Origin of the sequence: Rhodanobacter sp. B2A1Ga4, from assembly GCF_018101315.1 — a bacterium.
Classification (GTDB): domain Bacteria; phylum Pseudomonadota; class Gammaproteobacteria; order Xanthomonadales; family Rhodanobacteraceae; genus Rhodanobacter; species Rhodanobacter thiooxydans_A.
Window position 1 is genome coordinate 1,238,870 of the sequence record NZ_JADBJR010000001.1, and the last position, 19,552, is coordinate 1,258,421.

Sequence of the window (19,552 nt, forward strand, 5' to 3'; positions counted from 1 at the left end):
GGTCATGCATGCGGTGATGACGTTGCACGGACAAACCGGCCGACCGCGTACTCAGTAGACGTCGCGCCGGTAACGCCCCTGTTCGCGCAACTGCTCGACCCGCGCCGCGCCCAATACCTCGTGCAACACCGCATCGATGCCCGGCGCCAGCCCGTCGAGGCTGCCGCAAACGTAGATGGCGGCGCCAGCCTCGATCCACGCCAGCAGTTCGCCGGCCGCCTCACGCAAGCGCTGCTGCACGTGGATACGCTCAGCCTGGTCACGCGACCAGGCGAAGTCGGCGCGTTCGATCCAGCCGCCTGCCAGCCAGCGTTCGATCTCGTCGCGGTAGAGAAAATCGTGCGCCACCTGCCGCTCGCCGAACAGCAGCCAGTTGCGCCGGTGGCCGGCGGCGATGCGCGCCTTCAGCAGCGCACGCAGCGCCGCCAGCCCGGTACCGTTGCCGATCAGGAGCAGCGGCCGTGCATCCTTCGGCACATGGAAATTGACGTTGCTGCGCACGCGCAGGGCGATCTCCGCGCCGACCGGCGCATGCTCAACAAGCCAGCCCGAACCGAGGCCGAGGTAGCCGCCGCGGCCGCGCATCTGGCGCACCAGCAGGTGGAGCGCGCCGTCGTCCGGCAACGAGGCGATCGAATACGCGCGGTGCGGCAGCAACGGCAGCCGCGCCGCCAATGCCGCTTCGTCCAGTCCATCGACCTCGCCGGCCTCGGGCAGACGGCAGCGTGCCAGCAGTTCGGCCAGCGGCAGCCGCGCCCTCCCGTGCGCCACCGGCACGCGGCCGTCCAGTCCGTTTGCCGCCAGCCACGTCGCCACCTTGTCCGGCGCATGGCGGGGGCCGATCTCGACCAGGTCGCCGGCCTGCCAGTTCGCGCCGCCCTGCAGCGGCCGCAGCTCGAGATGGAAACACGGTTCACCCACGCTGCCGGGGTTGAGCAGCCGGCGCTCGACCAGTTGCCAGCGCTGGTACTTCGGTGCCTGCCAGTCCGGCAGGTCGCTGACGCCGCTGAGCATCGCCAGGTGATGCTGCCAATGGCGCAGGCTGGCTTCATCCTCGCTGTCCACTTCCACCGGATCGAACAGTGGTTGCGCGCCGCTGGCCTGCAGCCAGCACTGCAACTGGCGGCCGAAGCCGCAGAAGTCCTCGTAGTCGCTGTCGCCCAGCGCCAGCAGCCCGTAGCGCAGGCCGTGCAGCGCCGCCGCTTGCTGCATCGCCAGGCGGCTGAACGCCCTCGCCATGTCCGGCGGCTCGCCATCGCCGGTGGTGCTGGCCACGAACAGCACACGACCAGCGCGCTGCAGTCCGGCGACATCGAGCGTGTCGATACCGTCCAGTTGCGCCGGCAAGCCGGCCGCCTGCAGGCTCTGCAGGGTCTGCCGCGCCAGCTGTTCGGCGAAGCCGGTCTGGCTGGCATAGATCACCCGCACGCCGGCCTCGGCCCGCACGCTGTGGTCCCGTGCCCCGGCCACCACTGCGACCGGCTCGTGGCCGGCAGCCATGTCCGTCACCGGCAGCGGCTTGCCTGATCCAGGCAACTGGCGGCGATGGCGCAGCCAGCCGGACAGATCCAGCCACGCGCCCAGCAGCAGCGCCGCCGAGAGCAGCACGAACCCGCCCGGCAGCATGGCATGGTGATCGGCCAACTGCGGCGCGGCCCCGATCCGCCGCGCGTGGTCGAGGGCGATCCCGACCAGCGCAAACAGCAGCAGGCCAATCAGGCACAGCGCCGAGCTGATCCGGTACCACGGATGCAACTGGCGCATTCGGGAGGTGTGGTGCCGTTGACGAGGCGGTTCCGCAGGTGCTGGTAGCTGACCCATAGTTGTCCGTGATTCATGCGCCACGCCACGCCGCGGGAACTGCGGCAGGGATGAACGGTCTGGAGGGGCGCGGCGTACTGAAGATGCGCCTGCCCGACTGCCTTATTAGACAGTAAACAAGAATCAATCTCAACAATAACTGTCGCCGGACCCCGCGGCCACTACACTATTCCGTCATTCTCCAGGAGCAGGCGATGCGCATTCTGTTGGCCGAGGACGATCCATCCATCGCCGAAGGCCTCTGTGCGTCGCTGCGCCATGGTGGCCACGCGGTGGATCATGTCGCCAGGGGCAACCTGGCCGACACGGCGCTGCGCGACCACAGTTATGACCTGCTGGTGCTGGATCTGGGCCTGCCCGCGCTGGACGGCAGCGAGGTACTGCGCCGCCTGCGCAGTCGCGGCACCGGCATGCCGGTGCTGGTGGTGACCGCCCGCGAAGGCCTGGCCGAACGTATCCGCGTGCTCGACCTGGGCGCCGACGATTACCTGGTGAAACCCTTCGCGCTGGCCGAGTTCGAGGCACGCGTGCGGGCGCTGCTGCGCCGGGCCAGCAGCCAGGGCAAGCCGGAGCTGCAGCTGGGCCGGTTGCGCCTGGACCTGCCCGGCCATCGTGCATGGATCGACCAGGCACCGCTGGAACTGACCGCGCGCGAGTTCGGCCTGCTCGAAGCGCTGGCCCTGCGCGCGGACCGCGTCACCAGTCGCGCCCAGCTGACCGCGGCGCTGTGCGACTGGGACCAGGAGCTGACCGACAACGGCCTGGACATCGCGATCCATCGCCTGCGCCGCAAGCTGCACGGCAGCAGCACCGGCGTGCGCACGATCCGTGGGCTGGGCTACCTGCTGGAAGAAATGGACGAAACCGGGAACGACCAGGCATGAATCCGCCACGCGTGCGTCCGCTGCGCCCCAGCCTGCGTCGACGCCTGCTGCTGGCCCTGCTGGTCCCGGTGGGCGTGCTGTTGCTGCTGGACGCGCTGCTGACTTACGGCGTGGCCCTGACCTATGCCAACCGGGTGCACGACCGCGACCTCAGCGACGACGCCGTGACCCTGGCAACGATGCTCGGCAACGACCGGCTCGATGGCGAGCTGACCCCGCAGGCACGCTTCCTGCTCGAATACGACCCGGACGGCCACAGCTATTTCGCCGTGAGCAGTGCCCGGCACGGCCTGCTGGCCAGCAACGGGCAACTGCCGCAGCCAGCGCAGGCGCCGGCCATCGGCGCCCGCCCGGTGCTGTACGACGCGCAGCTCGCGAAGCACGCCTTGCGCGCCGCCACGGTACACATCGCCATGAGCCACGACCCTGGCGACAGCTTGGTCGTCACCGTCGCCGAAACCCTGCGTGACCGGCACCGCCAGGCGCGGGAAATCCTGCTGCTGGCGATCGGGATGCAGTCGCTGTTGATCATCTGCGTGCTCTCGCTGGTCTGGTTTGGCGTCGGTCGCGGCCTGCGCGTGCTCGACCCGCTGACCGCGCGGCTTGCCGCCCGCACCGACGAACTCACGCCGATCGATGGTCCCGATGTACCGCAGGAAATCCGGCCGCTGACGCAGACCATCGACGCGCTGTTCGGCCGCCTGCGCGGCATGCTGGCCCTGCACGACCGCTTCATCGCCGACGCCGCGCACCAGTTGCGCACGCCACTGGCCGGGCTGAGCCTGCACGTCGAACATGCCATGGCCGATCCGCGGCCGGAGACGGTGGCCGACGCCCTGCTCCACATCCAGCGGCTGGTGCAGCGTGCCGCACGCACTTCCGCGCAATTACTGGCGCTGACACGCGCGCAGGCGCCATCACCGGAGACCGGGGAGCGCACGCTGCTGGACCTCGGCCGGTTCATCCCCGAGGCGGTCGCCGAGCGCATCCATGAGGCGATCCGGGCCGGCGTGGACCTGGGCTACGAAGGCAGCGGGCAGGCACTGCCCGTGCTCGGCGACGCCGCCAGCCTGCACGATCTGCTGGATAACCTGATCGACAACGCCGTGCGCTACGCCGGCCGTGGCAGCACCGTCACCGTCAGGCTGGCGGCGCACGCCGATGGCGGCGTCAACCTCAGCGTCGAGGACAACGGGCCCGGCGTGCCGCCCGAATTGCTTCCGCGCCTGAGCGAGCGTTTCTTCCGCGCCGCCGGCAACAACGAGGAAGGCAGCGGGCTGGGACTGGCGATCGTCCAGCGCATCGCCGAGCGACATCACGCCAGCGTGACCTACCGCAGTGCCGAACCGCGCGGCCTGTGCGTGGAAGTGCACTTTCCCGCGCCGCCGGCAATCGCCGCCCGGCCGGCATGAGAGCGACTGGCCATGATCCGCTCCGCAGCTGCGGTCCGGGCACGTCGTCACGACAGACATCAGGACGAAGAAAGATTTTTCCACGACAATGGCGCGCGACAACCTTCCCTCCACTCCCCCTCTGGTATCCGGTCCGATCATGACTCCGGGAAAGCGCACGCCGTGCCACTTCGACTGAGCAAGGCCATTCCAAAACACCGTTGGCACACATGCCTGCTCGGCGTCGTGTTCTCCGGGCTGGCCGGCTGCGCCGCGCCGCTGCCCAGGCTGGAGCCGCCGGTGCCCGCGCAATGGCAGCATGCGATCGCCTCGGACCCGGCCCGGCCGACCGACCTGCATGGCTGGTGGCATGCGTTCGCCGACCCCGACCTCGACGCGCTGGTCGACCGCGCGCTGGCCAACAACCTCGACGTGGCGCAGGCGGCCGAACGGCTGCGGGCCGTGCGCAGCCTGCACGAACGTGCCCACGCCCGCTATCTGCCGGAGCTGCACGCGCGCACCCATGACGCGATCGACCCGGACGCCAGCGCCAGCTTCTTCGTGGCCGGCTTCGATGCCAGCTGGGAGCTGGGCCTGTTCGGCCGCGCCGAAGGCACCCGGCGCGAATCGCAGGGCGCGCTGGATGCCGGTGTGGCCGACCTGCACGCCGCCCGGGTCAGCCTGGTCGCCGAAGTGGTACGCGAGTGGATCAACCTGCGCACCGCGCAGCAGCAGGAACAGCTGCTGCAGCAGATCAGCCAGCAGCGCCGGCACGCATGGGAACTGCAGCAGACGCGGCAGCACCTGCAGCTGGCGGCACCCGCCGTGGTGGACCAGGCGCAGGCCGCCTGGGCGCAGGCCGAAGCCGCCCTGGCCGCGCCACGCCAGGCCGCCGACGCCAGCGCACAGCGGCTGGCCGTCCTGCTCGGGCAGAACCACCCCGACCCGGCCTGGCTGCAGGCAGGCACGCCGCCCGAACTGGGCGCCTGGCAACTCGACGGCACCCCGGCCGAGCTGCTGCGCACGCGGCCGGAGATCGCCCGCGCCGAGGCGGACGTGCTGCGCAGCGCCGGCGAACTGGCGCTGACCCACGCCGAGCTGTTCCCCAGCATCGGCCTTGGCGCCTCGATGGTCTGGGCCACCGACATCAACAACAACCACCGCGTTTCCACCACCCCGAACGGCATCGGGTCGCTGGGCCCGGTGATCGACATTCCACTGTTCGACTGGGGCATGCGGCTGGCCGCCACGCACGCCAAGGCACATGAACTGAAAGCCAGCGTGCTGGCCTACCGGCAGGCGGTGCTGCAGGGCGTGGCCGAAGTGGAAACCGCGCTGGGCAGCCTGCAACAGCAGCGCCAGCGCGAGCAGCAGGACACACTGGCCTGGCAGGCACTGCAGCGCGCCGACCAGGCCGTGCAGGTGCGCGCCGGGCTGCAGCTGGGCAGCCCGCTCGATCGCACCGAAAGCGGGATCGCCGCCGACCAGGCCGCGCTCGAACTGGCCGATGCCCGCGCCGCGCACAGCCTGGCCTACGTCGCGCTGTTCAAGGCGCTGGGCGGCGCACCGCTGCCCGTACCGGAAACGGAACAGGCCACCTCGCCGGCGCCTGCCGGCGCCGGCGGAGTATCGCGCTGATGGTGGCCCTGGCGCGCAAGACGCTGATCTACGAGTGGCGGCGCTTCCTGCCGGCGATGCTGGCGGTCGGTTTCGCCGGCCTGCTGCAGTTGCTGCAGATCGCGCTGGTACTGGGCATCTTCGGCAGCACCAGCCTCTACATCACCGGCTCGTCGGCCGACGTGTGGGTCGGCTATCCCGGTACGCAGAGCGTGAGCCTGGGCCGCACGATCGACGCCGACGTGGAGTCGCGCCTGCTGATGGACCCGGCGGTGCAGCAGGTCGAGCCGTACCTGTGGGTCGACGGCGACTGGCGCGGACCGCACGAGACCGGTGGCGTCTCGGTGTTCGTCTCCGGCATCGACCCGGCCGCCGACGGGCTGATGTTCTCGAAGGTCCTGTCGCCCGCGCTGCGCAGGCAACTGGCCGAACCGGACGCGATCGTCATCGACCGTTCCGCGCAGGACCAGCTCGGCATCGACATCGGCCAGACCGCCACCATCAACGGCCAGCGGGTGCGCGTGGTCGGCATCAGCACCGGCTTGCGCGCGCTCGGCGGCGTCAACGTGCTGTGTTCGCTGGACACCGCACGCCGGCTGGACAACGACCCGGCCGACCTCGGGCCGACCTACCTGGTCGCCAGACTACGCGACCCGGCCCAGGCCGACGCGGTGGCGCTGCGCCTGCGCGGCGACACCGCCTTCGGCCCGTATACGGCATGGAGCGCCGGCGACTTCGCCAGGCTATCGGTGCGCTACTGGCTGTTCGACACCGGCGCCGGCGCCGGCGTGCTGTTCCTGGCCGGCATCGTGTTCCTGGTCGGTGCGGCGATCACCAGCCAGACCCTGATCGCCGCGGTCAACGGCTCGGTGCGCGAATACGCCACGCTCAACGCGCTCGGCGTGGGCGTGAATGCGTTGCGCAAGGTGGTGCTGGAGCAGGCGTTCTGGGTCGGTGCGCTGGGCCTGCTCGGCGCCAGCGTGTTCGGCGTCGTGCTGATGCTGCTGGCACGCAGCCAGGACGTGCCGGTGGTGCTGAATGTCCCGGCGGCGCTGGCCTGCATCGTCCTGGTGATGGGCCTGGCAGCCGTCTCCGGCCTGGCCGCGATGCGCAGCCTGCGCCGCGCCGACCCCGCCACCTTGCTGAGGTAGCCGCGATGCCACCTGTCCCCGCCATCGAGCCAGTGCCTGCGCCCGCGCTGCAGGCCGAGAACGTCAGCAAGGCGTTCATCTCCGGCCACCAGCGCACGCAGGTGCTGGACCACTTCTCGCTGAGCATCGACGCCGGCGAACTGACCCTGATCTCCGGCCCGTCCGGCTGCGGCAAGAGCACCCTGCTGGCGATCCTGAGTGGCCTGCAGAAGGTCGATGCCGGCCGCGTGCTGGCGCTGGGCAGCGAGCTGGGCCAGCTCGACCTGCGCGCGCTGGAACGCTTCCGCCTGCAGCACACCGGCTTCGTGTTCCAGGGCTTCAACCTGTTCCCCGCGCTGTCCGCGTTCGAGCAGGTCGAGCTGCCACTGAACCACATGGGCCTGTCGCGTGACGAGGCGCACCAGCGCACGCAACAGTCGCTGGAGGAAGTCGGCCTGGCGCACCGCATGCGGCTGCGCCCTTCCGAGCTGTCCGGCGGCGAGAAGCAGCGCGTGGCGATCGCCCGCGCGCTGGCCAAGCGGCCGGAGCTGCTGTTCGCCGACGAGCCGACCAGCGCGCTGGACGCTGCCAACGGCCAGATCATCATCGACATCCTGCACCGCATCGCCCACACCCATGGCACCACCGTGCTGTGCGTCAGCCACGACCCGCGCCTGGTCGTCCACGCCGACCGCGTGCTGTCGATGGAGGACGGCCGTATCCTCAGCGACCGGCACATTCGCACCGCGGTCATCGACAGCAAGGAAAACCCCGCATGAAGCCGCCAGCCTTCCACCCGTCATGGCGCACGCACGCCGCGCGCCTGCTCCGCCGCGGCGGCCTCGCGCTGGCCGTCGCCTCGCTGCTGCCGGCATGCTCGCCCTCCGGCCCGGCGCCGGCCGGCACCGGCACGCAAGCCGCAACCGCCTACGCCGCCGTCGCACGCGGCAAGGTCGACATCGAGGGCGGCCTGCTGAACCTGACGATGCCGCGCGAAGGCACGCTCGCCAGGGTCGCCGTGCATGAAGGCGACCACGTCAAGCAGGGCCAGTTGCTGGCGGCGCTGGACACCGAGCCGGCCCGGCTGGCGGTCGAGGCGGCCCAGGCGCAACTGGAGCAGGCGCAGGCGCAGCTGAAGCTGCTCGGGATCAAACAGGCCGCGGCGAAGCAGCGCGCCCAGCGACTGGCCGCCGCGGCCGCCGCCGGCGCCGGCGACGGTCAGAGCGCCGACGATGCGCGCGAGGCGGCGGCGCAAGTCGACGCCGAACAGCAGTCCGCTCGCGCGGCGCAGAGCATGGCCAGCCAGAAGCTGGACGAGGCCCGCTACGAGCTGAAGCAGCGCAGCCTGCTTGCCCCGTTCGACGCCGACGTGGTGCGGGTATCGGCCCAACCCGGCGCCAGCGTGTCGCCAACCTCCGGCCCGTTGTTCGTGCTGCTGCCGCAGAAGCCGCGGATCGTCCGTGCCGAACTCAACGACAGCTTCGCCGCGGCGGTGCACCCGGGCATGCCGGCCGAAGTGGTCGCCGAAAGCGGCGGCGACCATGCCCGCTGGAGCGCACACGTGCTGCGTATCGGCCAGGTCTACGGACCGGCCACGCTGGAGAACGACCCGCAGATACGCGCCAATGCGCGCACGGTGGAATGCGTGCTGGCGTTCGACCAGCCCGACGCCGGGCAGACCCGTGGGCTGCGCATCGGCCAGCGCGTGATGGTGCGCTTCGGCCATGCCGCGACACCGGCCGCCGCCGCATCGAAAGACTGAGGAAACCGCCGGCTGCGAATATCGTGGGCGTGAAAACCGCCGCGATCCATCCCACAAGGCAACCGCGTGATCCAGCAGACTGACTTTTTCTTCGAAGGCGGGCGCAGCGGCGTGCTGCTGATCCATGGCCTCACCGGCACGCCGATGGAGATGAAGCTGCTCGGCAAGGGCCTGAACCGCGCCGGCTTCACCGTGCACGGCATGCAACTGGCTGGCCACTGCGGCAACGTCGACGACCTGCTCGCCACCGGCTGGCGCGACTGGTACGCCAGCGTCGAGCGCGCCGCCGATGAGATGCTCGGCAAGGTCGACCAGCTGTTCGTCGGCGGCCTCTCGATGGGTGCGTTGCTGGCGTTGAAACTGGCCGCGGACCGGCCCGGGCGGATCGCCGGCGTGGGCGTGTATGGTGCCACTTTCCGCTACGACGGCTGGAGCATCCCGAAGCTGGCGCGACTGTCGTTCCTGCTGCCGCTGCTGAAGAAACTCGGCATCGGCCGCGACCGCAGCTTCATGGAGCAGCCGCCCTACGGCATCCGCGACGAGCGCCTGCGCGCGCAGGTCAGCTCGGCGATGCTCGGCGGCGACAGCGCCGCCGCCGGCCTGCCCGGCAACCCGTGGTACTCGCTGGCCGAAATGTACGGCCTGGCCGCCAGCGTGCGCCGCCAGCTGCCGCAGGTGACCGCGCCGTGCCTGGTCGCCCACGCCAGCGACGACGACGTCGCCAGCCCGAAGAACGCCGAGCTGGTGATGCGCGGGGTCAACGCGCCGACCGAACTGCTGCTGCTCGACGACAGCTACCACATGATCACCATCGACAAGGAACGGCGCACGCTGATCGATCGCTCGGCCGCATTCTTCGACAGCATCGCCGCGTCGAACGGCACGCAGCGCGCCGCGGCCTGATGATGCCGGCGGAGGGATCCATCTCCACCCTCGTCGCGGGCCTGTGGCTGCTCAACATCGTGCTCGACACCGGCGGCCAGCTGGCGTTCAAGGCCGCGGCCGGTGACGAAACGGCTGGCGACGGCCTGGCGCGCTGGAAGCACATGGCGTCACGGCCATGGCTGTGGCTGGGCGTTGCCAGCTATGTGATCGAATTCCTGGTGTGGATCGCGTTCCTGTCGCTGATCCCGCTGTCCGAAGGCGTGCTGCTGGGTTCGATCAACATCGTGGTGATCATGATCGCCGGACGCTTCCTGTTCGGCGAACAACTCACCCGGCTGCGGGTCATCGGCATCGCGCTGGTCACGCTCGGCGTAGCGATCGTGGGGCTGGGCACATGAAGCGCTTCTACCTGCTCGGCTTCCTGCTGCTGATGGGTTTCGACACCCTCGCGCAGATCAGCTTCAAGTACGCCGGCACCCAGGCACTGCCGGTGGAAGCCAGCCTGGCGTGGCTGTTGCGCGTGTTCGGCCAGCCGTGGGTCTATGGCGCGGTGATCGGCTACGTGGGCGCATTCTTCACCTGGATGGCGTTGCTGAAACACGCGCCGATCGGCCCCGCCTTCGCCGCCTCGCACCTGGAGGTGGTGTCGGTGATGCTGCTGTCGATCTGGCTGTTCGACGAACACCTCACCCTCGCCCGCGCGCTCGGCGCCATCGCGATCATCGCCGGCATCGTCTGCCTCGGCTTCGCCGAGAGTCGCGAACACGCGCCAGAAGCCGACCCGGCACACGGCTAGGCGCCCGCGCTACGCTGCACCCATGTTGCCCCGCCGCCGCCACGAACTGCCGCCCACCGCCGGCCTGCCGCTGCAGCTCGGCGATCTGCGCCCGGGCCCGGCAACGCTGGCCGACGACGTCGCCGCCCTGCTGGGCACGCCGCCGCTGCAACTGGAATGTTCCGGCACCGCCTCGCTGCTGCTCGCGTTGACCACGCTGCACGAGCTGCAGCCGCAGCGCCGCCGCGTGGTGGTGCCGGCGTATACCTGCCCGCTGGTGGCGATCGCCGTGCAGCAGGCCGGGCTGGAACTGCAGCTGTGCGACCTCAAGCCCGGCCATTACGACATGGATCCGGTCGCGCTGCGCGCGGCCTGCGACGAACGCACGCTGGCGATCGTGCCCACCCACCTCGCCGGCCGCGTCGCCGACGTCGACGACGCGCTCGCCGTCGCACGCCAGCTCGGCGCGTACGTGATCGAGGATGCCGCGCAGGCGCTGGGGGCGCGCCGCGGCGACGCCAGCGTGGGGCTGGCCGGCGACGTGGGTTTCTTCAGCCTGGCCGCCGGCAAGGGCCTGTCGATCTACGAAGGCGGCCTGTTGCTGGCGCGCGACCCGGCGCTGCGCGAACGGCTGGCGCACACCGCCGCGCGCCTCGTGCCGCGCCGCGCCGGCTGGGAATGGCGGCGCAGCCTCGAACTGCTCGGCTACGCCGCGCTGTACCGGCCACGGGGCCTGCGCCTGGCCTACGGCGGTCCGCTGCGCCGCGCCTTGCGCCGCGGCGACCCGGTCGCCGCAGTGGGCGACGACTTTCCGCTGGCGATCCCGCTGCACCGCGTCGGCCGCTGGCGTCAGGCCGTCGGTGCCCATGCCGTGCCGCGACTGCCGGCATTTCTCGGCCAGCTGGCTACGCAAGCGCAACGTCACCTGTCGCGACTGCGCCGCATCGACGGCATCGAGGTGCTCGACGATCCCGCCGGTGCTCACGGCACCTGGCCGTTTCTGCTGTTGCTGCTGCCGGATCGGCAACGTCGCGATGCCGCGCTGGCGCAGCTGTGGTCGTCCGGCCTCGGCGTCAGCCGCCTGTTCATCCACGCCCTGCCCGACTACGCCTACCTCGCCCGCGTGGTTCCCGCCGCCGAGGTGCCGCACGCCCGCGACTTCGCCGCACGCACTCTCACCATCGGCAACAGTCCGTGGATGACCGATGCGGATGTCGAGGCGATCTGCGGCGTGCTGGAAGCGGTGTTGCGCTGACTACGCCGCGCGCGTTGCGATCGCCGCCAGCAGCTGCAGGTTCAGTGCGTGCTGCTGCGTCTGCCAGCCGGCGAGCTGCGCGGGATCGATTGCCGGCTGCGCATCCATCGCCGACAGGCGCCGTTTCCACCAGCTGCGGTAGCGGTAGTGCGAGACCTCGCCGTTGATGTCGCTGCCGACCAGGCCATGGCGCAGGCTGTCGATCAGCGCCAGCGCGTGCGGCAGCAGCAGGCGGCCCTGGTCCCAGTTCGTCCGTGCCACTTCGGCGGCAAACACATCCTTGTCGATCGACAGGTAGCTCGGCGCCGTCTGCGTGCGCTGGCATTCGATGAACGCATCGACCATCGCCTCGGCCGAGTCGAAACCACGGAACGCCCGCGCCAGGCCAAGCCGGCGCGCCCAGCGCGTGTCGACGCCCATGCTCCAGTAGGTCAGCTTGTGCCTGAGCAGCGGCGTGAGGTAGTTCTCCCACGCATGGCCACCACCGATGTCGCCGGAGGTGATGCCGAGCACATGCACCTGGCTGACCTGCGGCAACATCGCCACCTTGCGTACCCACGAGCCGCAATGCACGCCGAACGGGAAGCGCATGTTGTCCGGATGGTTGTCCAGCACCACCACCTGGAACGGCGTGGCCGGTCGCAGGCGCGCGATCAGCGGCCAGCTGAGGTGGTGGAAGTCGCCGCTGCCGGTGAACACGGTGCCATGGCGTTCCGGCAGCAGCTGGTCCAGCATCGTGCCGAAGCGCCGCATCGTCGCCAGCGAGCAGCCGAAGCGGATCGACTCCTGCCAGTGCTCCAGCGGCAGCACCAGGCGGTCCGGCAGCGGCCCGACCGAGCGGTCGATGTCGAGCACCACGGGACGGTTCGCGAGGTCATTCATCGGCGGCTTCCGCGGCCGTCTGCCAGTGGCGGTCGCTCTCGAAATGGCTGCCCAGACGGCGCAGCAGCGCGCGCAGCAGGGGGTTGCGGGCGTACACCGCATGACGGGTGAAGGTCATGCGGGCGCCGAGGAAGGATTTCACCTCGGGGTCGGTCCAGCCGGCCACGTAGTGGCTCAGGCCACGCTCGCGCGCGTAGCCGAGGTTGTGCATCCAGCTCACGAAGTAGAGGTTGTGTTCGCGCGCCGCCGGGTAGGCGAAGCCGATGTACTTGTCGATCAGCTTGCCACCGTGCTCGTAGCAGAGGTTCCAGCCGATCATCTCCCCTTCGTGGCGGTAGACGAACACCACGCCGCCGCTGGCCGCGTCCTGCAGCAACAGGCGGAAGAAGGCCGGACTCAGGCGGTCGAAGTGGATCGTGCTTTGTACGTACACGTTGTCGAACAGCGCGTAGAGCGCCGCCAGCGTCGTCTCGTCGCCGAAGCAGGCGTCGCCGGTGCGCAGCGTCTCGATCGCCAGCCCGGCGCGCGAGCGCAGCTTGCGCCGGATATTCTTGCGCCGGCCGGACGACAGCCGGGCCAGGTACTCGTCGTCCGAGCCGAAGTCGATCGGCACCCAGGCCAGTGCCTGGCCTTCCAGCAGCACGAAACCCTCGGCTTCGCAGGCTGCGGCGAAGGCGCGCGCGTGGGCGTTCGCCGCGTCGTCCAGCAGCGGCGAATCCTGCGCGATGTCCTTCACGATCAGCAACCGGCACTCGCTGCCGAAAGCCGTTTTCAGCCCATGCGCCAGCGCCACCGGCGCTACCTGCGGCGGCAGCGGCGCGTACTCGGTCACGGTGGTACCGGCGAAGCGGGTGCGCCAGCGCAGCAGCCGGCTCCAGTGGCGATACAGCGGCAGCGCGGCCACCCGCCGGCGCAGCGCGTCGTCGGCCGTGGTCAGCAGGTCGAACGGCGCCACGAAGGCCGGCATGCCCTGCGGCGAATGGTCCACCGCGAAACCGAGCGGCGGCTCGACCATGAACGCCGCAAGCAGCGCGTCCGGCTCCAGTTGCGAAATGAAAGGCATGAGTAAGCGAGTTTGCCTAGACTTGTGTCAGCTAGCCTGCGTGAGGCACCTTGCGCCAGCCTTCCATTGTTGCCTGCCATCAAGGACCCTGTCATGACCGCAACGACCCAGCAGCAAGTCTTCGAGATCATCGCCACGCAGGCCAAGATCGACGCGGCGACGATCAAGCCCGAATCCACCCTGAAGGACCTCGGTATCGCTTCGCTGGAGGCGATCGAGCTGATCTTCGACATCGAAGAGCACTTCGACATCACCTTCCCCGACCAGCAGGGCGCCAACTTCGACAGCGACACCGCGCAGAGCCTGGTCGACGCAGTGGACAAGGCGCTGGCCGACAAGGCTGCCGCCGGCGAGGGAGCGAACTGATGCAGAGCCTGCCGCTGCGCCGCGTGGTGATCACCGGCATGGGCGCAATCAGCCCGCTCGGCGTCGGTGCCGCGGCGCTGTGGCAAGGCCTGTGCGAAGGGCGCAGCGCGATTGGCCCGCTGCGCCACCCCGACGCCGAACGATTGCGCGTAAAGGTCGCCGCGCAGGTGCCGGCCAGCTTCGACCCGGCGGCGGACATCGACGAACGCACCCTGCCGATGCTCGACCGCACCTCGGAATTTGCGCTGCACGCGGCGCGTGAAGCGGTCGCTCAATCCGGGGTGGATTTCGCCAACCACGGACTCGGACTGCGCACCGCGGTGATCGTCGGCACCGGCGTGGGTGGCGAGACCACCCAGGACGAGCAGAGTCGGCGGCTGTACGCGGAGAATTCCAACCGCGCGCATCCGCTCACCATCGTGCGGCTGATGACCAACGCCTCGGCCAGCCAGATCAGCATCGCGTACGGTTTGCGCGGCCCCACCTTCGCGGTCGCCAGCGCCTGCGCCTCGGCCAACCACGCGATCATCCAGGCCGCACAAATGATCCGCTACGGCATGGCTGACGCCGCCATCACCGGCGGCACCGAGGCCTGCCTCACCTACGGCGCGCTGCGTGCGTGGGAAGCGATGCGCGTGCTGGCCGACGACACCTGTCGCCCGTTCAGCGCCAACCGGCGCGGCCTGGTGCTCGGCGAAGGCGCGGCCATCTTCGTGCTGGAATCCATGGAGCATGCGCAGGCGCGCGGCGCCACCATCCTCGCCGAACTGGCCGGCTGCGGCATGACCGCCGACGCCACCGACATCGTGATGCCCAGCGCGGAAGGCTCGTCCGCCGCGATGCGCCAGGCGCTGGACGACGCCGGCCTGGCGCCGCAGGACGTCGACTACATCAACGCCCACGGCACCGGTACCCAGGCCAACGACGCCACCGAGACGAAGGCGATCCGTCTCGCCTTCGGCGCGCACGCCGACCGCCTCGCGGTGTCCTCCACCAAGTCCATGCACGGCCACGCCCTGGGCGCCTCCGGCGCACTGGAACTGGTCGCCGCGATCGGTGCCCTGCGCGACAACGTGGTGCCGCCCACCGCGAACCTCGACAAGATCGACCCCGCCTGCGACCTCGACTACGTGCCGAACACCGCGCGCGAGATGCCGGTGCGGGCGGTGCTCAGCAACTCGTTCGCGTTCGGCGGGTTGAACGCGGTGCTGGCGTTGAAGCGGGCGCCCTGAGCGGGAACGCCTCAAGCAGCCCGCCTCTCACCCGTCATTCCTGCGAAGGCAGGAATCGCACTTCACCCGTCGCGCAAGACGACGCATGCCTTGTAGAAGCGCGCTTGTGCGCGATGCTCTCGGGGCATTCAGAGCGAAGAGCTTTCGTCTGCCTTCGGCAGCCGAGTTACTTTCTCTTTGCGTGGCCACGCATGCGCAGGAGCGCATGTGAACGGCGAAGCCGGCCCGAAGGGCGGAGGGCAGGATGCCCGGAGTGTCGACCCCGACTCACCACCGCACAGGGGCCCCCGGTAGAGCAGCGGGCCATCCTGGCCCGCACTTTCAGAAAAAGCCGGAGCAAAGCCAAAGCACCGCGCGCGGCCTGTCATGTCCCTTCACAAGGGCAAGAGTTACAGAGCCAATTGCTGATCGACCGCTTGAATCCAAGACCCGAAGCGGACGTTCACGGACCCGGCTCGCCGTCCGGCTATACGCTTGGTTGTGAGCCGGACTCGGCGAAGATAAGCTCCCTTCAGAACAAGGGGTTGCGTCAGAATTTCTTGGCGCGATCGCGCATGTATAACCGGGCTCACGGGTCCGCCTATTCAGTAGTTAGAGGTCGAAAACATGAAGCCACAAGAGCTCATGACACTTGCGCTACGAGTGTTGGCCGTTTTCGTAGCTTCGCAGGCCTTTGAATACCTAGCTGACGCTGCCGCCTTCGTGGTTATGCCGATGCAAAATGAGGTCGGCATGCCGTTCTCAATCATCGCCATAATTTCGTTGTTCGGGCCGGCATTCGCGGCAATCGTCATCTGGTGGTGTGCACCTCACCTCGCGAGGCTGGCGGCGCGGGGCATCAGCGATGAACCCGTGGCCCACGTAAACGTCCAGTCAGTTGTCAACGCAACATTCGTCGCCGCAGGCACGCTCATCTTCGTCTTTGCGTTTCCGGCGTTGGTCGCTACGGCTATTCGTGCGTTTGGCACGCCTTCGCTATCCATAGTCGCCTCGCTGGTATCAAGTGTTTTACGGTGCCTGCTCGGTGTTGTTCTTGTTTTTGGCTCTCGGGCTACGTCGAAGCTTCTGCTTCGGCTCCGTTACGCTGGCACCGGTGGTCGCAGCCTCTAACCATTCGTTCAAGGCGGACGGCTACGCCGCCGCTTAACTCCAGCGTTAGAACGGCTAGGGGAACTACACGGATGGCCGTCAATCAGCAGGCACAGCAATGCTGGGATCGAGCGTGTGATTGCCTCGCAACTGCAAAGATTTTTGAGCGCCGAGCAAGGGCATACCGTACCAAGCTGGATTGGCTTTCCTACTTGGGAATCGGGGGGACGCCGGGAGGGCGCCGACTGGTCGGTTGGCGGCACTTGCCCGATGGTCGCTGACCGACAAAAGAGGCGTTCGCGACCGTCATGTGTTCGGGAAGGCTCGTTGCCGCCACGCGGTTGTGCGAACACATGCTGTAAAACGCATTCAAGAAAAAGCCCGTTCCACATATCTCCGTCGTGAAGTAGCGTTGCCACCAATCAACGAGGAAACGAGCCATGAAAAGGGCAATGTTCCGCTGCTTGATGCTGCTGATTCCGATGTTTCCACTGATCGCGGCAGCGGCGCCCGGTTCCAGCCGGTATCTTTTCGTGTGGGCCATGGAAGCCAGTCATCCTCACGCCGCTGATACGGCAATGACGCCGGCCGGTATCGCCGCAAGGCGTGTTCGACTCGGACTGGGCAACGACTTCCTCGCCGTGTTCGATGTCGGTAAAGGACCGTCGTTCGGAAAGCTCGTGGCGATGCTGCCCGTTGGTGAGGCGGTGATGGCGCATCACACGAACTATGCGGAACCCCCGAATGGTGTCCTGTATGCCAACGACTGGTTCGGGAACAGTACTTACGTCTTTGACCTTCGTGACCCCGTGCATCCGCGGTTGGCGCGGAAATTCGGTAGCGTCGGCACTTTCGGCTATCCACACTCGTTCGCCTATCTGTCAAACGGAAATATGTTGGCGACCTTCCAGTATTCCGGCGGGTTCAATCATGCCTCGGGCGGACTGGTGGAATTCGATCCGCAAGGACGGGTCGTGAGAACTGCGTCGGCGATCGTGCCAGGGCATCCCAACATTCGCCCGTACAGCTTGGCAGTTGATGAAAAGCTCAACCGCGTAGTCACCGGCAGCGCGGACATGATGGGCGCGCAGCCCAGCCACGTGGCGCAGGTCTGGCAGCTTTCCGACCTGAAGTTGATCAGAACCCTGCCGCTGCCGCCGCAACCCGACTGGTTTTACGATACGGCTGCGGATTCGTCCGAGCCTCGCCTGCTGGCAGACGGCAAAACAGTCGTCGTACCGACGTTCAACTGCGGTCTTTTCCTGGTTCAGAACCTGGCGGGCGATAATCCATCGCTGCAACATGTCTATGACTTCGGCTACCGCACCTGCGAGGTGCCGGTAGTCGCGGGCAATTTTCTGGTGGAAACGATGCAGAGCGGGCACGCCATCGCGAGTCTCGACATGCATGATCCGGAACATCCTCGCGAAGTCAGCCGCATTCTGCTACCGCCGGATGAATACCCGCATTGGCTATCCCTCGAACCGGGCGGCAACCGTCTGGTTATCACGGGTTATGGCGCGCTCGATACCAAAGTGCGCTTCGCCACGATTGATCGCCGCACCGGCAAACTGACACTCGAGTCAGATGTGATCGAATTGACGCGCGCGTGGCCGGATGGTTGGAAGGGGAGCGCCATTCCGCACGGCACCGTTTTCAGCAACCCTTGAGGCGGTACTGCGAGGAAGCAATCCTCGCCAAGTCATGCGGGCGAACCATCGAAAGCCAATATCGTGGTCTCTTGCTTTTGAAGCTCTCGCTCTCTCCCAAATAACACACATAAGCGAGCGGGCTCCTGCAAAGGTATTCATTGCCAGGCGAAGTGCGATGCCTGCCTTCGCAGGCATGACGGATGTGAGGGTGCGATGCCTGCCTTCGCAGACATGACGGGGAGAGGGAGAAAGCCGCGGGTATGAAAAAGGCCCGGCAGTCACCTGCCGGGCCTTCGATCCACATTGCGACTATCAGCCCTTCTTGGCCTTCGTCAGCAACTGATCCAGCAGCGACATCGCCAGATCGATCTCCTCGTGGGTGATGTCCAGCGACGGCGCGAAGGTGATCACGTTCTTGTACCAGCCGCCCACGTCAAGCACGAGGCCGATCTTCTTGCCATTGTGCTCGAGGTCGCCGGCGAGGCCGATGTCGACCATCTTGTCGAGCAGTGCCTTGTTCGGGGTGAAGCCGTCCTCGGTGCAGATCTCCGCGCGCAGGGCGAGGCCCAGGCCGTCGACGTCGCCGATTTCCTTGTGCTTCTTCTGCAGCCCGCGCAGGCCTTCGAGGAAGTGCGCGCCCTTCTTCGGCACGGTGGTCTCGTAGTCCAGCTCGTAGCCCATCTTGATGACTTCGAGGCCGAGCGAGGTGCCCAGCGGGTTGGAGTTGAACGTGCTGTGGGTTGAGCCTGGCGGGAAGATGGTCGGGTTGATCAGCTCCTCGCGTGCCCACAGCCCGGACAGCGGGTTCAGGCCGTTGGTGAGCGCCTTGCCGAACACGACCACGTCCGGCGTCACGCCGAAATGTTCGATCGACCACAGCTTGCCGGTGCGCCAGAAACCCATCTGGATTTCATCGGACACCATCAGGATGCCGTACTGGTCGAGCACCTTCTTCAGGCCCTTGAAGAAGCCCGGCGGCGGGATCACGTAACCGCCGGTGCCCTGGATCGGCTCGACGTAGAACGCGGCGTACTCGCACTGGTTCGTCTTCGGATCCCACACGCCGTTGTATTCGGTTTCGAACAGGCGCGCGAACTGGTTCACGCAGCTGTCGGAATACTCCTCGGCGGTCATGCCCTTCGGGCGACGGAACGGGTACGGGAACGGCAGGAACATCGCACGCTCGCCGAAATGGCCGAAGCGGCGGCGGTAGCGGTAGCTGGAGGTGATCGACGAGGCGCCCAGCGTGCGGCCGTGGTAGCCGCCCTCGAAGGCGAACATCAGGCTCTTGCCGTTCTTGTAGTTGCGCACCAGCTTGAGCGAATCCTCGATCGCCTGCGCGCCGCCCACGTTAAAGTGCACGCGGCCGTCCAGGCCGAACTTCTTCTTGGCGTCCAGCGCCACCGTCTTGGCCAGCTCGATGCGAGTCTGGTGCAGGTACTGGCTGGCCACCTGCGGCAGCAGGTCGATCTGGTTCTTCAGCACGTTATTGAGGCGCTTGTTGCCGTAGCCGAAGTTGACCGCCGAGTACCACATCTGCAGGTCGAGGAACGGCACGCCGGCGGTGTCGTACATGTAACTGCCTTCGCAGGTGCGAAAGATCTTCGGCGGGTCCACGTAATGCACGGTGTCGCCGAACGAGCTGTACTTCGCCTCGTCGGCAAGCAGCTGGGCGTCGTCGATCACCGCGGAGGCGTTCTTGTCGAAAACATTCATCGGAAATCCGGAGTCGGTAAACAGGATGGGAA

General features: G+C 67.9%; 18 protein-coding genes. 14 read left to right on the forward strand and 4 right to left on the reverse strand.

Annotation, left to right across the window (positions count from 1 at the left end; all coding sequences use genetic code 11):
* Window positions 1–51: 51 nt before the first annotated feature.
* Entirely contained in the window at window positions 52–1,764 is a 1,713-nt protein-coding gene (locus tag IMW82_RS05805; protein ID WP_108472447.1) for a sulfite reductase flavoprotein subunit alpha, read from the reverse strand.
* A 251-nt stretch (window positions 1,765–2,015) separates the two neighbouring features.
* Here IMW82_RS05805 and IMW82_RS05810 point away from each other — a divergent pair, with 251 nt between their 5' ends.
* From IMW82_RS05810 to IMW82_RS05855, 10 genes are all read left to right on the forward strand, one after another.
* On the forward strand, window positions 2,016–2,705 hold the full coding sequence (locus tag IMW82_RS05810; protein ID WP_108472446.1) for a response regulator: 690 nt from the start codon (window positions 2,016–2,018) through the stop codon (window positions 2,703–2,705).
* Complete coding sequence (locus IMW82_RS05815) at window positions 2,702–4,117, forward strand: sensor histidine kinase (RefSeq protein WP_108472445.1); 1,416 nt, start codon at window positions 2,702–2,704, stop codon at window positions 4,115–4,117. The genes IMW82_RS05810 and IMW82_RS05815 overlap by 4 nt, the downstream gene beginning before the upstream one ends.
* Before the next feature lie 162 nt (window positions 4,118–4,279).
* The gene (locus tag IMW82_RS05820) at window positions 4,280–5,734 is read left to right on the forward strand and encodes a TolC family protein (protein ID WP_108472444.1); all 1,455 of its coding nucleotides are present in this window, start codon (window positions 4,280–4,282) and stop codon (window positions 5,732–5,734) included.
* Window positions 5,734–6,864 (forward strand): ABC transporter permease, encoded by a 1,131-nt coding sequence (locus IMW82_RS05825; RefSeq protein ID WP_108472443.1) that lies wholly within the window; start codon window positions 5,734–5,736, stop codon window positions 6,862–6,864. Before IMW82_RS05820 ends, IMW82_RS05825 begins: the two co-directional genes overlap by 1 nt.
* A gap of 5 nt (window positions 6,865–6,869) precedes the next feature.
* The gene (locus tag IMW82_RS05830; protein ID WP_108472442.1) at window positions 6,870–7,622 is read left to right on the forward strand and encodes an ABC transporter ATP-binding protein; all 753 of its coding nucleotides are present in this window, start codon (window positions 6,870–6,872) and stop codon (window positions 7,620–7,622) included.
* Window positions 7,619–8,605: a biotin/lipoyl-binding protein gene (locus IMW82_RS05835; protein ID WP_108472441.1), complete on the forward strand. Its 987-nt coding sequence runs from the start codon at window positions 7,619–7,621 to the stop codon at window positions 8,603–8,605. Before IMW82_RS05830 ends, IMW82_RS05835 begins: the two co-directional genes overlap by 4 nt.
* Before the next feature lie 66 nt (window positions 8,606–8,671).
* Entirely contained in the window at window positions 8,672–9,508 is an 837-nt protein-coding gene (locus IMW82_RS05840; protein WP_108472440.1) for an alpha/beta fold hydrolase, read from the forward strand.
* On the forward strand, window positions 9,508–9,888 hold the full coding sequence (locus tag IMW82_RS05845; protein WP_108472439.1) for an EamA family transporter: 381 nt from the start codon (window positions 9,508–9,510) through the stop codon (window positions 9,886–9,888). Before IMW82_RS05840 ends, IMW82_RS05845 begins: the two co-directional genes overlap by 1 nt.
* Window positions 9,885–10,286 carry an EamA family transporter gene (locus IMW82_RS05850; protein WP_108472438.1) on the forward strand — a complete coding sequence of 134 codons (402 nt, stop codon included), beginning with the start codon at window positions 9,885–9,887 and terminating at the stop codon, window positions 10,284–10,286. Before IMW82_RS05845 ends, IMW82_RS05850 begins: the two co-directional genes overlap by 4 nt.
* 22 nt (window positions 10,287–10,308) lie before the next feature.
* Window positions 10,309–11,520 carry a DegT/DnrJ/EryC1/StrS family aminotransferase gene (locus IMW82_RS05855; protein WP_108472437.1) on the forward strand — a complete coding sequence of 404 codons (1,212 nt, stop codon included), beginning with the start codon at window positions 10,309–10,311 and terminating at the stop codon, window positions 11,518–11,520.
* Here the strand turns inward: IMW82_RS05855 and IMW82_RS05860 are convergent, their stop codons facing one another.
* Window positions 11,521–12,402, reverse strand: a complete 882-nt coding sequence (locus IMW82_RS05860; RefSeq protein ID WP_108472436.1) for an arginase family protein — start codon at window positions 12,400–12,402, stop codon at window positions 11,521–11,523.
* Window positions 12,395–13,465: a GNAT family N-acetyltransferase gene (locus IMW82_RS05865; protein WP_108472435.1), complete on the reverse strand. Its 1,071-nt coding sequence runs from the start codon at window positions 13,463–13,465 to the stop codon at window positions 12,395–12,397. The genes IMW82_RS05860 and IMW82_RS05865 overlap by 8 nt, the downstream gene beginning before the upstream one ends.
* Window positions 13,466–13,558: 93 nt before the next feature.
* On the opposite strand from IMW82_RS05865, the gene IMW82_RS05870 reads away from it, so the two are divergent.
* The 4 genes from IMW82_RS05870 to IMW82_RS05885 all read left to right on the forward strand — a co-directional run bounded on the left by IMW82_RS05870 (window position 13,559) and on the right by IMW82_RS05885 (window position 17,822).
* Window positions 13,559–13,831 carry a phosphopantetheine-binding protein gene (locus IMW82_RS05870; RefSeq protein ID WP_108472434.1) on the forward strand — a complete coding sequence of 91 codons (273 nt, stop codon included), beginning with the start codon at window positions 13,559–13,561 and terminating at the stop codon, window positions 13,829–13,831.
* Window positions 13,831–15,063: a beta-ketoacyl-[acyl-carrier-protein] synthase family protein gene (locus IMW82_RS05875; RefSeq protein ID WP_108472433.1), complete on the forward strand. Its 1,233-nt coding sequence runs from the start codon at window positions 13,831–13,833 to the stop codon at window positions 15,061–15,063. Before IMW82_RS05870 ends, IMW82_RS05875 begins: the two co-directional genes overlap by 1 nt.
* Before the next feature lie 606 nt (window positions 15,064–15,669).
* Complete coding sequence (locus IMW82_RS05880) at window positions 15,670–16,173, forward strand: hypothetical protein (RefSeq protein ID WP_108472432.1); 504 nt, start codon at window positions 15,670–15,672, stop codon at window positions 16,171–16,173.
* A gap of 419 nt (window positions 16,174–16,592) precedes the next feature.
* The gene (locus IMW82_RS05885) at window positions 16,593–17,822 is read left to right on the forward strand and encodes a hypothetical protein (RefSeq protein ID WP_159082208.1); all 1,230 of its coding nucleotides are present in this window, start codon (window positions 16,593–16,595) and stop codon (window positions 17,820–17,822) included.
* 294 nt (window positions 17,823–18,116) lie between these two features.
* Here the strand turns inward: IMW82_RS05885 and IMW82_RS05890 are convergent, their stop codons facing one another.
* Window positions 18,117–19,520, reverse strand: a complete 1,404-nt coding sequence (locus IMW82_RS05890) for an aspartate aminotransferase family protein (RefSeq protein ID WP_108472430.1) — start codon at window positions 19,518–19,520, stop codon at window positions 18,117–18,119.
* Window positions 19,521–19,552: the final 32 nt, after the last annotated feature.

Coding starts and splice junctions, on each gene's coding strand:
- IMW82_RS05815 (WP_108472445.1), top strand. CDS start 2,702: ATGAATCCGCCACGCGTGCGTCCGCTGCGCCCCAGCCTGCGTCGACGC.
- IMW82_RS05805 (WP_108472447.1), bottom strand. CDS start 1,764: ATGCGCCAGTTGCATCCGTGGTACCGGATCAGCTCGGCGCTGTGCCTG.
- IMW82_RS05845 (WP_108472439.1), top strand. CDS start 9,508: ATGATGCCGGCGGAGGGATCCATCTCCACCCTCGTCGCGGGCCTGTGG.
- IMW82_RS05860 (WP_108472436.1), bottom strand. CDS start 12,402: ATGAATGACCTCGCGAACCGTCCCGTGGTGCTCGACATCGACCGCTCG.
- IMW82_RS05875 (WP_108472433.1), top strand. CDS start 13,831: ATGCAGAGCCTGCCGCTGCGCCGCGTGGTGATCACCGGCATGGGCGCA.
- IMW82_RS05825 (WP_108472443.1), top strand. CDS start 5,734: ATGGTGGCCCTGGCGCGCAAGACGCTGATCTACGAGTGGCGGCGCTTC.
- IMW82_RS05830 (WP_108472442.1), top strand. CDS start 6,870: ATGCCACCTGTCCCCGCCATCGAGCCAGTGCCTGCGCCCGCGCTGCAG.
- IMW82_RS05835 (WP_108472441.1), top strand. CDS start 7,619: ATGAAGCCGCCAGCCTTCCACCCGTCATGGCGCACGCACGCCGCGCGC.
- IMW82_RS05855 (WP_108472437.1), top strand. CDS start 10,309: ATGTTGCCCCGCCGCCGCCACGAACTGCCGCCCACCGCCGGCCTGCCG.
- IMW82_RS05865 (WP_108472435.1), bottom strand. CDS start 13,465: ATGCCTTTCATTTCGCAACTGGAGCCGGACGCGCTGCTTGCGGCGTTC.
- IMW82_RS05885 (WP_159082208.1), top strand. CDS start 16,593: ATGAAAAGGGCAATGTTCCGCTGCTTGATGCTGCTGATTCCGATGTTT.
- IMW82_RS05850 (WP_108472438.1), top strand. CDS start 9,885: ATGAAGCGCTTCTACCTGCTCGGCTTCCTGCTGCTGATGGGTTTCGAC.
- IMW82_RS05810 (WP_108472446.1), top strand. CDS start 2,016: ATGCGCATTCTGTTGGCCGAGGACGATCCATCCATCGCCGAAGGCCTC.
- IMW82_RS05890 (WP_108472430.1), bottom strand. CDS start 19,520: ATGAATGTTTTCGACAAGAACGCCTCCGCGGTGATCGACGACGCCCAG.
- IMW82_RS05880 (WP_108472432.1), top strand. CDS start 15,670: ATGAAGCCACAAGAGCTCATGACACTTGCGCTACGAGTGTTGGCCGTT.
- IMW82_RS05870 (WP_108472434.1), top strand. CDS start 13,559: ATGACCGCAACGACCCAGCAGCAAGTCTTCGAGATCATCGCCACGCAG.